At 41.3% G+C, this 14,881-nt stretch carries 15 protein-coding genes; 9 read left to right on the top strand and 6 right to left on the bottom strand.

Translation table 11 applies throughout. The annotated features are described in order from the left end of the window. Positions 1–547: 547 nt before the first annotated feature. The 6 genes from ychF to lolB form a co-directional block, all read right to left on the bottom strand. On the bottom strand, positions 548–1,639 hold the full coding sequence (ychF, locus tag L1266_RS03365; protein ID WP_054551655.1) for a redox-regulated ATPase YchF: 1,092 nt from the start codon (positions 1,637–1,639) through the stop codon (positions 548–550). Positions 1,640–1,673: 34 nt separating this feature from the next. Continuing rightward, on the bottom strand, positions 1,674–2,258 hold the full coding sequence (gene pth / locus L1266_RS03360; protein ID WP_082389177.1) for an aminoacyl-tRNA hydrolase: 585 nt from the start codon (positions 2,256–2,258) through the stop codon (positions 1,674–1,676). 19 nt (positions 2,259–2,277) lie between these two features. Next, entirely contained in the window at positions 2,278–2,889 is a 612-nt protein-coding gene (locus L1266_RS03355) for a 50S ribosomal protein L25/general stress protein Ctc (RefSeq protein ID WP_138619876.1), read from the bottom strand. Positions 2,890–3,041: 152 nt separating this feature from the next. Beyond that, on the bottom strand, positions 3,042–3,989 hold the full coding sequence (locus L1266_RS03350; protein WP_054551652.1) for a ribose-phosphate pyrophosphokinase: 948 nt from the start codon (positions 3,987–3,989) through the stop codon (positions 3,042–3,044). Positions 3,990–4,068: 79 nt separating this feature from the next. Next, positions 4,069–4,935, bottom strand: coding sequence for a 4-(cytidine 5'-diphospho)-2-C-methyl-D-erythritol kinase (gene ispE, locus L1266_RS03345; RefSeq protein ID WP_235376857.1), 867 nt, complete (start codon positions 4,933–4,935; stop codon positions 4,069–4,071). A gap of 2 nt (positions 4,936–4,937) precedes the next feature. Beyond that, positions 4,938–5,525 carry a lipoprotein insertase outer membrane protein LolB gene (gene lolB / locus L1266_RS03340; RefSeq protein ID WP_235376855.1) on the bottom strand — a complete coding sequence of 196 codons (588 nt, stop codon included), beginning with the start codon at positions 5,523–5,525 and terminating at the stop codon, positions 4,938–4,940. An 83-nt stretch (positions 5,526–5,608) separates the two neighbouring features. Here lolB and hemA point away from each other — a divergent pair, with 83 nt between their 5' ends. The 9 genes from hemA (at position 5,609) to L1266_RS03295 (ending at position 14,881) form a co-directional block, all read left to right on the top strand. After that, entirely contained in the window at positions 5,609–6,865 is a 1,257-nt protein-coding gene (hemA, locus tag L1266_RS03335) for a glutamyl-tRNA reductase (protein WP_054551649.1), read from the top strand. Between the two features lie 7 nt (positions 6,866–6,872). Next, on the top strand, positions 6,873–7,958 hold the full coding sequence (gene prfA, locus L1266_RS03330; protein ID WP_054551648.1) for a peptide chain release factor 1: 1,086 nt from the start codon (positions 6,873–6,875) through the stop codon (positions 7,956–7,958). A 2-nt stretch (positions 7,959–7,960) separates the two neighbouring features. Next, complete coding sequence (prmC, locus tag L1266_RS03325) at positions 7,961–8,803, top strand: peptide chain release factor N(5)-glutamine methyltransferase (RefSeq protein WP_235376854.1); 843 nt, start codon at positions 7,961–7,963, stop codon at positions 8,801–8,803. Positions 8,804–8,848: 45 nt separating this feature from the next. Further along, positions 8,849–10,387 (top strand): response regulator, encoded by a 1,539-nt coding sequence (locus tag L1266_RS03320; RefSeq protein WP_054551646.1) that lies wholly within the window; start codon positions 8,849–8,851, stop codon positions 10,385–10,387. 21 nt (positions 10,388–10,408) lie between these two features. Then, positions 10,409–10,783: a SirB2 family protein gene (locus L1266_RS03315; protein ID WP_235376852.1), complete on the top strand. Its 375-nt coding sequence runs from the start codon at positions 10,409–10,411 to the stop codon at positions 10,781–10,783. Between the two features lie 132 nt (positions 10,784–10,915). Further along, a complete protein-coding gene (locus L1266_RS03310; protein ID WP_054551644.1) occupies positions 10,916–11,743 on the top strand; it encodes a tetratricopeptide repeat protein in 828 nt (275 codons plus the stop codon). A gap of 15 nt (positions 11,744–11,758) precedes the next feature. Further along, the gene (locus L1266_RS03305; RefSeq protein WP_054551643.1) at positions 11,759–13,012 is read left to right on the top strand and encodes a DUF819 family protein; all 1,254 of its coding nucleotides are present in this window, start codon (positions 11,759–11,761) and stop codon (positions 13,010–13,012) included. 9 nt (positions 13,013–13,021) lie between these two features. Next, a complete protein-coding gene (kdsA, locus tag L1266_RS03300; protein WP_054561809.1) occupies positions 13,022–13,876 on the top strand; it encodes a 3-deoxy-8-phosphooctulonate synthase in 855 nt (284 codons plus the stop codon). Between the two features lie 108 nt (positions 13,877–13,984). After that, positions 13,985–14,881, top strand: a complete 897-nt coding sequence (locus L1266_RS03295) for a transcriptional regulator GcvA (protein ID WP_063706073.1) — start codon at positions 13,985–13,987, stop codon at positions 14,879–14,881.

Here is a 14,881-nt window from a genome sequence, read left to right as displayed (position 1 = left end):
CTTTTTTGCAAAAAAATGCTTATCAGTGTTTGTTTGCATTAAAATTAAGCTAAGTGGCGAAATTTCATTTAATTTGCTGTTTTTTTGACTGCAATTTATGAGTTTAATTCCCAAACGTATAGTAAGAGTTTTAAAACGCACATTTAAAGCTGCTTGATTTTCATACAAAAATCAAGTTTCAAAATTAGTTAGTGTGATCTTTTAGGTGATTTGAACATAAAAAAGCGAAAGCGAATGAATTTATATAGGCCATTTTGTTACTAAGGGGGCTTGTTTTTACTTTTAAAATAACCACAATTTGCTAATCGAGTAGTCAACAGTTTGCAAAATGGGGAGCGAGCTTTGAAGTTTCCCTCAATTAACGGTCGTTATCACTCTTAATAATACAACTCACAGTTCAGCTTGAGTAACATAATACATCACTAAAAAGAGCAAGCAGAAGTATTACTCACCATGCTTTGATGTTTTAGGGAAGGAGTTAGTAATTCTTAGACAATAAAAAAGGCTCGTAATAACGAGCCTTTTAAAATCGAATGAGTAAATATGCTTATACGTTAAATAAGAAGTTCATCACATCGCCGTCTTTAACGATGTACTCTTTACCTTCTTGACGCATCTTACCAGCTTCTTTAGCACCGCTTTCGCCTTTAAACGCAATGTAGTCGTCAAATGCAATAGTTTGTGCACGGATAAAGCCACGCTCAAAGTCAGTGTGGATTTTACCCGCAGCTTGTGGCGCAGTCGCACCTACTGGGATTGTCCATGCACGTACTTCTTTAACACCCGCTGTGAAGTAGGTTTGTAATTTAAGTAACTCGTAACCACCACGGATCACTAAGTTAAGACCTGGTTCTTCTAAACCTAGGTCAGCCATAAATTCTAGTTTATCTTCTTCTTCAAGTTCAGATAACTCAGATTCAATCGCTGCACATACTGGAATAACAACCGCATCTTCTGCAGCGGCAATTTCACGTACTTTGTCTAGGTAAGGATTATTTTCAAAACCGTCTTCTGCCACGTTAGCAATATACATGGTAGGTTTGATTGTTAAGAAGTTAAGCGGCTTAATCGCTGCTTTTTCTTCTTTTGTTAGTTCTAAAGAACGTAAAGTTAAACCTTCATCTAAGTGTACTTTTACTTTTTCTAAAACAGCATTTTGCTCTTTAGCGTCTTTGTCGCCGCCTTTTGCTTTTTTAGCATTACGAACAATCGCTTTATCAGCACTGTCCATATCAGCAAGTACTAATTCAGTGTTAATTACATCGATATCATCAGCAGGGTCAATTGTGCCAGCAACGTGAACAATGTTTTCGTCTTCAAAACAACGAACAACGTGACCAATCGCATCTGTTTCACGAATGTTTGCTAAGAATTGGTTACCTAATCCTTCACCTTTCGATGCGCCTTTTACTAGACCGGCAATATCAACGAATTCCATCGTCGTTGGTAAAATACGCTGAGGATTTACGATAGCGGCTAAATCATTCAAGCGCGCATCAGGAACTGGTACCACACCCGTGTTAGGCTCAATGGTACAGAAAGGGAAGTTAGCGGCTTCAATACCCGCTTTAGTTAGTGCATTAAATAGAGTTGATTTACCAACGTTTGGCAAACCAACGATGCCACATTTAAAACCCATAGTAAGATACCTTGTGTAATTTCATTAAAACGGATTAAGGTTTAAATGAATGTAGTCTGTTTTGTGCTTTTAACACACCATCTTTTGCAAGTATTTCCATACAACGAACTGCTTCGTCAACGGCGGCGTCCATTTTTTCTTGATCGTCTTTCGCGGCTTTACCTAGCACCCAGCCCGTTACCATTTCTCGGTGACCTGGATGACCAATGCCTATGCGAAGGCGCATGAAATCTTTTTGGTTTGCCATTTTCGCAATAATATCTTTTAAACCATTATGACCGCCGTGGCCGCCACCTTTTTTAAGTTTTGCAATCCCAGGATCTAAGTCCATTTCGTCATGAGCAACGAGAATGTTCTCAACAGGGATTTTAAAGAAATTAGCGAGACTACTCACCGCCTTACCACTTAAATTCATATAAGTTGTAGGGATCAGTAATTTAAATTCTTGGCCTTGAATAATCACTTTGCCGGTGAGGCCGTGATATTTAGGATCATGTTTGAGTGTGCAGTTATAACGTGCAGCCAGTTCTTCGATGAACCAAGCACCTGCATTATGGCGTGTGTTTGCGTATTCGGGGCCTGGATTAGCCAGGCCCACAAGCATTTGAATAGAATTCAAGGTGTTTACACCTTAAAAATTATTCTGCAGCGTCTTCTGAAGCTTCTTCTTCAGCTGGAGCTGCTTTGTTAGCTTTAACAGTAACAACTGACTGATCGTGATCAGCGCCTTTAGTTAGCTCAACAGATGAAACACCTGAAGGAAGTTTAAGGTCAGAAAGGTGGATTGAATCACCAGCTACTAAATCTGAAACGTTAACTTCAATGAACTCAGGAAGTGCTTTAGGAAGACACGTGATTTCGATTTCAGTTAATTGGTGAACAACAGTGTTACCAGCTTTAGTTACTTTCTCTTCACCGATGAAGTGTACAGGCACTTTAGTGTGAAGTTTGTGAGTAGCATCTACACGTTGGAAGTCTAAGTGAGTGATCTTAGGCTTGTACGGGTGACGTTGAATATCTTTAAGGATAGCTTCAACTGACTCGCCACCGATGTTTAAAGTAAGGATGTGCGTGTAGAAACCTTCGTCTTCTTGCGCTTTGATCATATCTTTGTGTGCAAGAACGATTGATGCAGCTTCTTTGTCAGCACCGTAAAGGATTGCAGGAACTTTATCTTCACGGCGTAGGCGGCGGCTCGCACCAGTACCTGTTTCTGTACGTAATTCTGCATTGTATGTGTAAGTTGACATAATGTCTCCAATAATTAATAGTCTTAGGGCCTTTGCGACCAAGGTCCCTAGCCAAAAGGCGCGCTATCATACCACCCCTTTCAGGGAAAATAAATAACGACTACAAAAAAAGCACCTAGACGGTGCTTTTTTTAGTATTACAGTAATGTTGATTAGTGTTCAAACATCGCTGAAATAGATTCTTCGTTGCTGATACGACGGATTGTTTCAGCAAGCATATCTGCAAGTGTAAGCACTTTGATTTTATCAATTGCTTTAAGCTCATCAGACAGTGTAATTGAGTCAGTCACGATAACTTCATCAATGACTGAGTTACGAATGTTCTCAGCTGCATTACCAGAAAGTACTGGGTGAGTGGCGTAAGCAAATACGCGTTTTGCACCGTGTTCTTTAAGCGCTGCTGCTGCTTTACATAAAGTGCCACCGGTATCGATCATGTCATCAACGATAATACAGTCACGACCTTCAACGTCACCAATAATGTGCATTACTTGTGAAACGTTTGCTTGTGGACGACGCTTGTCGATAATTGCAAGGTCTGTGTCGTTTAATAGCTTAGCGATTGCACGAGCACGAACAACACCACCGATATCAGGAGAAACAACAACAACGTCATCGAAGTCGCGTTCTTTCATATCTTCAAGTAGAACTGGGCTACCAAATACGTTATCAACTGGTACGTCGAAGAAACCTTGGATTTGTTCAGCGTGTAAATCAACCGTTAGAACGCGGTCAACACCAACACTTGAAAGGAAATCTGCAACTACTTTAGCTGTAATTGGTACACGCGCAGAACGCACGCGGCGGTCTTGACGTGAATAACCAAAGTAAGGGATAACGGCAGTAATACGTCCAGCAGACGCACGACGTAGGGCATCAACCATAACGATAAGCTCCATTAAGTTATCGTTAGTAGGGTTACAGGTTGATTGGACAATGAAAACGTCAGAGCCACGAACATTTTCATTAATTTGAACACTGATCTCACCGTCACTAAAACGGCCAACAACAGCATCGCCTAATTCAATATACAAACGTTTTGCAACTTTTTGAGCTAGCTCAGGTGTTGCGTTACCAGCGAAGAGCTTCATGTCAGGCACGGTAGGGTTCCTCAGGCACTGAATTTTGGGACTAACAGGCTATGGTAGGCACCAAAGCAGGTTAACATTTACTTGTACGTTACTTCATTTCAAAGTGAGCATTTAATGCTGTATGAGCAGGAGAAAGTGTAGCACTACTTGCAACAAAACCTGTCCATTTTTCTGGTAATTGAGCTAAAACTTGTTGTGCTTGTGCCTCGGTTGAAAACTCAGCAAAGCAGCAAGCGCCTGTACCAGTCATCTTTGACGGGGCGTATTTTAGCAACCACTGCAGGGCTTTTTCAACCTCGGGGCAGAGCTTTTTAACTAAAGCCTCACAATCATTGCCTAAATTTTCTGTTTGCCAGTCTGCTTTTAGCTTAGGTGTGTCGCGCTTTAAATCTGGGTGGCTAAAAATTTTCGCAGTGCTCACATGCTGCCCTGGATGCACTACACAGAACCAACTTTGCGGTAATTCAATATTTTCTAGTTGCTCGCCAATCCCATGGGCAATGGCAGTGTGACCATTGATAAATACTGGTACATCAGCGCCTAATTTCACCCCAAGCTGAGCTAATTCTGTAAGTGATAAATCACAACCCCATAGTTTATTAAGAGCAAGCAGGGTAGTGGCGGCATCAGATGAGCCGCCGCCAACACCGCCGCCCATAGGCAAACGTTTTAATAGCTTTATTGAAGCGCCTTGTTGGCAATCACAGTGCTGTTGTAATAAACGGGCTGCTTTATATATAAGGTTATCTGCAAGCTCAATACCGTTTGTATCACCGATTACTGTAATATTTGGCTCGTTGTTGACAGTAAATGTTAAGTCATCACCAAATTCTAAAAAGGTAAATAAGGTTTCGAGTTCATGGTAGCCATCTTTACGGCGACCATTTATATGAAGGAATAAATTAAGTTTTGCAGGTGCTATTAACGTTAGCGGGGCGGTTGAAGCGTGTGTCATGATTAATTTAACTGCCAATCATTAAGTTGAATTTTAATACGAATTTTATTGTTTTTAAGGCTTAGCTTAACAGGAAGCCAATAACCATCTTGTTTGATGAAGTCTGAATAGGTTATTTGCCACTGTTGACCATTGTGAGCTTGCCAAATAAGACTTTTTAAACGGCCTTGCTCATCATAGCTTGCTTGGTCGCTCTCGACGGTACCTTTTAGCCACTTTGCGGCATTATCTAATGGGATTGAAAAACCGGTTAAACGATATAACAACATTGAGGCATCACGGTCGGTATATACATTGTCGTCATACTCAAGCTCAGCACCTTGTGCATTTTGCTTTAAAGACAGAATACGGGTACCAATAAAACTGGTAAGTACCATTTCGCTGTATTGCTCATCATGTTGCCAATTTAAATTGGCTGACTGGCGCTGCTCTGTACTAATAAATGCCATTTTGCCTTGCACTTGCCATTGAGCTTGTTGTTCTAATCGGCTTTTCCAGTCAGTATAAATGTAATCAACTGTTGAAATTTTTTGCGCACAACCGCCGATAAATAAAAAAAACATGAATAAAATCAAATATTGTTTAATCAAATGTCGTTCCTTACTTTCCATATTCCGCTGATTTTTGGTAAAATTAATGCCTTTACAGCTGGGCTTAGCAATATTTGGTACATATGACCATCGTAGCACTTGGTATAAATCACAAAACCGCATCCGTAGAATTACGCGAAAAAGTCGCGTTTTCGCCTGAGCAAATGTCTGAGGCGTTACAGCAATTAAGTGGTCATGCGCATTTTAATGAAGCGGTTATTGTTTCGACCTGCAACCGAACTGAAATCTATTGTAGCCTTGCTGAGCGTAATTCCCAAACCCTGTTGCACTGGTTAGCCAGTTTCCATGGATTGGATGAACATGAACTGAGCAACAATATCTATTATCATGAAGATCACGAAGCAATTAATCACTTAATGCGGGTGTCTTGTGGTCTAGATTCGTTAGTACTCGGCGAGCCGCAAATTTTAGGGCAAATAAAACAAGCCTACCATAATGCAAAAACTCACGATGCCATTGGTGTAACCTTTGACCGCTTGTTTCAAAAAACATTTTCTGTTGCAAAACAAGTTCGTACCGAAACTGATATTGGTGCTAGCGCAGTATCTGTTGCTTATGCCGCGGTTAATCTTGCGAAACATATTTACGGCAAACTAGATAAAACCAATGTACTGCTAATTGGTGCAGGTGAAACGATTGAACTCGTTGCTAAGCACTTATACCAAAACGATCCGCAAAAAATAACGGTGGCAAACCGTACTATTGAACGCGCTAAAACTTTAGCGAGTGAGGTTGACGCGGATGTGATTGCACTTGCCCAGTTACCTGAGCGTTTACACGACGCCGATATTGTTATTAGTTCAACCGCCAGTACCTTGCCTATTATTGGTAAAGGGGTGGTAGAACAGGCGTTGAAAAAGCGCCGCCACAAACCAATGTTATTTATCGATATTGCGGTACCGCGTGATATCGAAAGCCAAGTAGGCGAATTAGATGCTGCCTATTTGTATTCAGTTGATGACTTACAAGCCATAGTAAGCGAGAATATCGCGGCCCGTGAGCAGGCTGCGGAGCAAGCGCAAGCTATTATTCGCTCACGTACCGATGAATTTGCTATGTGGTTGCGTTCACTCGATTCGGTGGATCTTATTCGCCATTATCGCAACGATGTACAAGATATAAAGTCAGAACTTGTCGAAAAAGCCCTTGGCCAGCTACAAGCAGGTAAAGAGGCAGAAAAAGTAATACTCGAGTTGGCAAACAAACTGACCAACCGCTTGATGCACGCACCTACCCGTGCCATTCAAGATGCTGCTAAAAAAGGTGAAGCAGCGGAGTTAAGCCAATTAAAGAAAATGTTAGGTATTGATCAGGAATAGTCGTTAAATGAAAGAGTCTGTTTATAGAAAATTAGAAACCTTAGTTGAGCGTTATGAGGAAGTGCAAGCGCTACTAAGCGACCCCTCTGTGATCAGCGACCAAAATCGCTTTCGTGCCTTATCTAAAGAATACTCAGAATTAGAAGAAATCGTAAAAGCATTTTTAGCGTACCAACAAGCACAAGATGATGTTGCTACAGCTGAAGAAATGTTAAAAGACTCTGATCCTGATATGCGTGAAATGGCGCAAGAAGAATACAAAGAAGCAAAAGCACAAATTATTGCATTAGAAGATGAAATCCAAATTCTAATGTTACCAAAAGACCCTAAAGACAATAATAACGTCTATTTAGAGGTTCGTGCCGGTACTGGTGGTGATGAAGCTGCTATCTTTGCAGGTGATTTATTCCGTATGTACAGCCGCTACGCTGAAACTAAAAAGTGGAAAGTAGAGGTAGTAAGTACTAACGAAGGTGAGCACGGCGGTTATAAAGAAGTCATTGCGCATATCTCTGGCGAAGGCGTGTATGGTCAGCTTAAGTTTGAATCAGGTGCGCACCGTGTACAACGTGTACCAGAGACTGAGTCTCAAGGTCGTGTTCATACCTCAGCTTGTACTGTAGCCGTTATGGCAGAAATTCCTGAAGCGGAAGCAATTGAGATTAACCCTGCAGATATTAAAGTCGATACCTTCCGTGCATCAGGTGCCGGTGGTCAGCACGTAAATAAAACTGACTCAGCAATCCGTATTACACACATTCCAACGGGTGTGGTTGTAGAGTGTCAGGATGAGCGTTCACAGCATAAAAACCGTGCCAAAGCGATGTCTGTACTAGGTGCACGTTTACAACAGGCTGAAGATGAAAAGCGTCAAGCGGCTGAAGCGTCAGAACGTCGTAATTTAGTAGGTAGTGGTGACCGCTCTGAGCGTATTCGTACTTATAACTACCCGCAAGGTCGTATTACCGATCACCGTATTAACTTAACACTTTATCGTTTGAATGAAGTTGTTGCCGGTGATTTAGGAAGTGTTATCGAACCTCTAATGCAAGAACACCAAGCTGACTTACTTGCTGCGATGGGCGATGAATAATCGTGCCACAAAGCATTGAACAAGCAATTGTTGCTGCAACGGCGTTATTAACGCCTAGCAGCGACAGTGCAAAGTTAGACGCACAAGTCCTGTTATTATCCATTCTTGATAAACCTCGTAGCTACTTATTTACCTGGCCCGAAAAACAACTTACCGAACAGCAACAACTTGATTTTGAACAAGCATGTCAGCGTCGTTTAAATGGTGAACCAGTTGCGCATATTGTTGGTTTTCGTGAATTTTGGAGTCTTCCTTTAAAGGTTAATCCAACAACTCTGATCCCAAGACCTGATACCGAAACATTAGTTGAATATGCTTTAGGGCTTGAGCTTCCTTCTGCTGCAAACGTGCTTGACTTAGGCACTGGCACAGGGGCAATTGCCTTGGCATTAGCCAGTGAAATGCCTAATTGGCAGGTGACAGGGGTTGATAGAGTGGCTGCTGCAGTTGAGCTTGCAGAAGAGAACAAACAACGACTCAATATTAACAACGCCACTTTTGCGTTGAGCAATTGGTTTAGTGCAGTAAGTAGACAAAAGTTTGACCTAATTGTTAGCAATCCTCCGTATATTGAACATGATGATGAGCACTTAAGCCAAGGTGATGTTCGCTTTGAGCCGCTCTCTGCATTAGTTGCAGATGACGACGGTATGGCCGATATTAAACAAATTATTACTATCGCACGTGACTATTTAGCAACAAATGGCTATCTTTTAATTGAACATGGCTACAAACAAAGTGTGAAGGTACAAGAATTTTTTGCACAAATGTCGTATAGCCATATACTTACAATTAAAGATCTTGGCGGTAATGACCGTGTAACGTTAGCACAATGGCCTAAATAACAATAAAGCGCACTGTGCGTACATAGCCTTTGAGGATCCCATAGAATGGATGATTTTTTGTTTTCGGATGAAGCACTTGACGAAGTTAATGAGGTGGTTCAGGGTAGTTGGAAAGTCATCGTCGTTGATGACGAGCCAGAAGTACATGCCGTAACAAAGCTTGCGTTGAGTGACTTTGAATTTCAAGATAAACGTTTAGAGTTTATTAGCGCCTATTCGGGTGAAGAAGCTAAGCAGGTTATTCAAGAGCATCCAGATGCGGCTATCGTATTACTCGATGTGGTTATGGAAACCGACGATGCCGGCCTTAAAGTTGCCAAGTTTATTCGTGAAACCGCAAAAAATAATCATATTCGTATCATTCTTCGCACTGGTCAGCCTGGGCAAGCACCAGAGCGTCAAGTCATCGTTAATTACGATATCAATGACTACAAATCAAAAACTGAATTAACAGCACAAAAACTGTTCACAGTAGTGATGTCGAGCTTGCGTTCATATCGTGATATTTTGTCGATAGAACAATCTCGTCAAGGCCTTGAAAAAATTATTAAAGCTTCACGTGATATCTTTTCAACTCATTCTCTTGAAAGCTTTATTGAAGGGGTGATGCAACAACTTACCTCATTATTAGGAACCGTTGATCAGGCCATGTATGCAACCAGTTTAGTTGCGAGTAACCCGCAAGATAACCAAAAGAAGCTAGTGGTGTTTTCGGGCCGAGGTGAGTTTGAACGCAGTGAAGGCAAGGCGATTGAAGAGGTGTTAAGTCACGATCAGCTTCAAGCCTGTCAGCAAGCCTTAAATGAAAAAACCATTGTTTATCGTGAGAACTATTTATTTGCCTATTGCAGTAGTGAATATAATCATAATTCCATGTTGTTTATTTCAGGTATCCCTAAGCATTTAACCGACACTCAGCGTCACTTGATTGAAATCTTTTCGCAAAATGTGCAGCTGGCGTATGAAAATGTACAGTTACAATCTGAAATCGAAGCAACACAACAAGAGTTAGTATTTAGGCTCAGTGAAGCGTTAGAGCAACGTTCAACAGAAACAGGTAACCATGTAAAGCGTGTGTCGCACATTTGTTATGAACTTGCCATGGGCTATGGTCTATCAAAACGCGAAGCAGAGCTTATTCGCTTAGCTGCGCCATTGCATGATGTGGGTAAAGTGGGTATTCCCGACGCTATATTAAATAAGCCGGGGCCATTGACCGATGAAGAGTGGGCTATCATGCAACTTCATGCTGAAAAAGGTCATTTAATTTTAAAAGACTCCAATCGTGACATTGTTAATACTGGCGCAGTGATTGCGTTGTCACACCATGAGCGTTGGGATGGTTCAGGCTACCCGAAAGGGTTGAAAGGCGAAGACATCCCTATTGCAGGTCGCATCGTTGCTTTAGCTGATGTATTTGATGCACTACGTCATAAGCGCTGCTACAAAGAGCCGTGGTCGCTTGACGATGTTGTGAAAGAAATTAACGCGCAACAGGGCAAACAATTTGATCCAAAGTTGATTGATGTGTTTAATCAGCGAATTAAAGAAATAGAAGACGTACTTGTACGTTATCCAGATTAATTAAAATAAAATTAGGGGCATATGGATTATTTAGCAGTAAAACATACTCACATGTTATTTGCCGTGTTGAGTATTATCTTATTCTACGTTCGTTCTTTCTCTCGCTTAAAGACGGGCGTTCTGGCAAAAAACAAAGTAGTGTTTATTGGCAGCCACAGTATCGACACCTTATTACTTATTTCTGCAGTGGCATTAATTGTAATGGCCGGTTTTAACCCGCTTGAACAATCTTGGTTATTAGAAAAGATAATCTTAGTGGTTGCTTATATTTTACTCGGTGTGGTTGCCGCTAAGCAAAGTGCAAAAAGCGCGAAGCTTGTATTACTTGCGATTACCACGCTTATTTTATTAGCAATTGGTTATTTAGCATCTGCAAAAACAGCACTTCTTTTATAACAAATCTCTGAGCGGTATTTGATTGCATTGGCTGTCGTACCGCTTTTTTATATCTCAACGCTCAGTATTGGTAACTTAAAGCAAAAGTAGGTAAACTAGCTGTTCGTTTTTGAAAGAGATGTAGCAGTATAAATGACCACCCCTTGGTTTGAAGATCAAAATGAATCCTATCAAGATGAGGCCTTTGACGCATTTTCTTCTAAAGTGCTTTATCGTTGTATCGACGCTGAATTAAAGTGGGATCAACAAGCTGATTTAACAGCCTGTTATGACACCCTTAATGAGCTTGAAAATACGGTAACAGCTCTTTGCGCCGAATTAAAAGAGCCACATGAGCGTCTCGATAAGTTACTTGATACCTTTTATCAGCAATGGCTGTTTAGCTCATCAAGCTTAAAAGTGCCAGAGTACACGTTAAATAGCTTTAGCTATACCATTACTATGCGCAGTGGCACGCAAACCACGCTGGCAATTTTACTTTGTCATTTATTACAGCATGCTGAACTTGATGCCACGGTCACACTTAGTCAGGGAGACGTGCACGTTCACGTTGGGATGAGTGATGAAGAGGGCTATTTAATTGAGCCAAGCACAGGTCAGCAGAGCTGGTATATAACACCTGAGAATGCCTGTGAAGAAAATGGCGATGAGCAAGAACCGCTTGAACTGATTTTTGAAGAAGAGCTTTATAAGCTGTATCTAGCACAGCAAAAATGGTCGTTCATCAGCGAAAGTAAATTTGGTCATGCATTGCATTGTGTTGATATGCTGATGGAATTACTTGGTGATGACCCTTATGAGCGTCGTGACCGCGGCTATTTACTTAATCAGCTAGATTGCCCAAAAATGGCGCGTGATGATTTGCAGTACTTTATTAATGAGTGCCCAGATGATCCCGCTATCGAATTAATTCAGCACCAGATAGCTGAAATAGAAGACAACAATAATACACACCACTAATTTAAAGGAACATTTATGACTGACGCCCACAGTGCGCTAATTACCAATGACGCAGTCGTACTTGGTTTGCTTGCCGTTATTTTGGGGTTTATTTTTAAAACCTCGCACAGTAATAATGCTGCCTGCCAAAAATTTTATAAATATGTACCAGCATTATTGCTTTGCTACTTTTTACCATCATTACTCAATACTTTTGGGATTGTTGATGGTCATTCTTCGAATGTATATTTTGTAGCGTCACGCTATTTACTGCCAGCTTGCTTAATCTTGCTTACCATCAGTATTGATTTAAAAGCGATCCTAAACCTTGGACCAAAAGCATTAATCATGTTTTTAACAGGTACCTTGGGTATTGTTATTGGTGGCCCTTTGGCTATCTTAGTAATGAGCGCAGTTTACCCAGAAGCGGTGGGGGGCCATGGCCCTGACGCAGTGTGGCGTGGTATGACGACTATCGCCGGTAGCTGGATTGGTGGCGGCGCAAACCAAGCTTCAATGAAAGAAATGTTTGAAGTAGGCGGCGATATCTTCTCTGCAATGGTGACAGTTGATGTGATTGTGGCTAACTTATGGATGGCCGTACTGTTATTAATGGCAGCAAACCATAAGGCGATTGATGCTAAAACAGGCGCAGATACGCGTGCAATTGAAGATTTAAAAGAGCGCGTAGAAAAGTATCATGCTGAGCATGCGCGCATGCCAACTCTAAATGATTACATGACGATTATCGCAATTGCCTTTGGTATTACTGGCCTTGCACATTTTTGTGCTGACTTTTTAGGTCCGTTCTTTGGGGCTAACTTCCCGTGGGCACAAGAGTATAGTTTAAACAGTAAATTCTTCTGGTTAATCGTTATCTCTACCACAATTGGTATTAGTTTATCGTTTACTAAAGTTCGCCATATTGAAGCTTTTGGTGCGTCAAAAGTAGCATCAAGCTTTTTATATATTCTTGTTGCTTCAATTGGCTTACACATGAATATTACCGCGATTTTTGATTCACCAATGTACTTCGTACTCGGTGTTATTTGGATGATTACTCACGCAAGCTTAATGCTTATTGTGGCGAAACTAATTAAAGCACCACTGTTTTATATGGCGGTAGGCTCTCAGGCCAATGTAGGCGGCGCAGCATCAGCACCTGTTGTTGCATCAGCATTCCACCCATCACTTGCGCCAGTAGGTGTTTTACTTGCTGTTTTAGGCTATGGTGTTGGTACTTACATGGCTTATATTTGTGGATTAATGCTACAAGCTGTTGCACCTTAAGGAATAGAAATGAACAACCAGTTAATTAAAATTAACGAGATTGAATTAGCCAACGACAAACCATTTGTATTGTTTGGCGGTATGAACGTACTTGAATCACGTGATTTAGCGATGCGAATTGCGGAGCATTACGTAGAAGTAACATCAAAGCTAAACATTCCATACGTTTTTAAAGCGTCTTTTGATAAAGCTAATCGCTCTTCAATTAACTCATACCGTGGCCCTGGCATGGAAGAAGGTTTAAAAATCTTTGAAGAAATTAAATCTACTTTCAATGTGCCACTGATCACTGACGTACATGAGCCGCATCAAGCAGCTCCTGTAGCTGAAGTAGTTGATGTAATTCAGTTACCGGCATTCCTAGCTCGTCAAACTGACTTAGTCGTAGCCATGGCAAAAACTGGCGCTATTATCAATGTGAAAAAGCCACAGTTTTTAGCACCACACGAAATGCGTCATATCATTAAAAAGTTTAATGAAGCGGGCAACAACAATGTTGCACTGTGTGAGCGTGGCACAAGCTTTGGTTATAACAACCTTGTGGTTGATATGCTTGGTATGGATGACATGAAGCCTATGGCGCCGGTTATCTTTGATGCAACGCACGCATTACAACGCCCGGGAGGCCGAGCTGACTCTGCGGATGGTCGCCGTGCACAAGCTGCAGAACTTGCTCGCAGTGGCATGGCATTAGGTATTGCGGGTTTATTTATTGAAGCGCACCCTAATCCGAATGAAGCAAAATGTGACGGCCCATGTGCACTTGCACTAAGCAAGCTAGAAGGTTACTTATCGCAAATGAAAGCGGTTGATGACTTAGTTAAGAGCTTTGCACCACTCGATACCAGCGCAAGCGATTTATAATTTAAATATATAAGTATTTAAGTATGAAAAAGGCGACCATGGTCGCCTTTTTTTATTTGTATCGCTATAATCGACGCATAAGAAAAACTAATTCTAAGCTTGGTGTCTATGTCTCGTCGTTTACCTCCTTTAAATGCACTAAAAGCATTCGAAGCCGCTGCCCGCCATTTGAGCTTTACCAAAGCAGCAGAAGAGCTATATGTAACGCAGGCTGCGGTGAGCCATCAAATTAAAACCCTTGAAGAGCATTTAGGTTTAAAGCTGTTTTTACGTAAAAATCGTTCTTTGCTGTTAACTGAAGAAGGGCAAGGTTACTTTTTAGATATAAAAGAAATTTTTACTCAGCTCATTGATGCCACAGAAAAACTGCTAGCCCGCGGTGCGAAAGGGTCACTCACGGTAAGTTTAACGCCAAGTTTTGCGATTCAATGGTTAGTACCTAGACTTAGTTTATTTAATGAATTACATCCAGAAATCGACGTGCGAATTAAAGCGCAAGATCAGGATGAAAATTCACTTTCTGACGATGTAGATATTGCTATTTATTATGGTCGTGGCCACTGGAGTGGGGTACAGACATATAAGCTGCATACTGAATATCTAGTGCCATTATGTAGCCCATTGCTGTTAACGGGTCCTAAGCCACTTAATCAACCCAGTGATTTAGCAAATCATACCTTATTGCATGATACCACCCGTAAAAATTGGAAAACGTGGATGAAAACGGCTGGTGTGCGTAATGTACAAGTTAACCAAGGGCCGATTTTTAGTCACTCATCTATGGTATTGCAAGCCGCGGTGCATGGACAGGGGGTTGCCATTGGTAATAGCGTTTTAGCAAAACCTGATATTGATGCGGGTCGTCTAGTTATTCCATTTAATCACTCATTAGAAAGTAAAAATGCATACTATTTAGTGATCCGCGAATCGCAAACAGAGCTTGGCAAAATAGTGTCTTTCAAAGACTGGATGCTGAGCTTAGTTGAACAAGAACAAGAGTATTAA

This window comes from Pseudoalteromonas sp. Cn5-37 (assembly GCF_021532495.1).
In the GTDB taxonomy this organism is placed as follows: Bacteria; Pseudomonadota; Gammaproteobacteria; order Enterobacterales; family Alteromonadaceae; genus Pseudoalteromonas; species Pseudoalteromonas simplex.
This window is presented reverse-complemented; position numbering and strand designations above follow the sequence as displayed.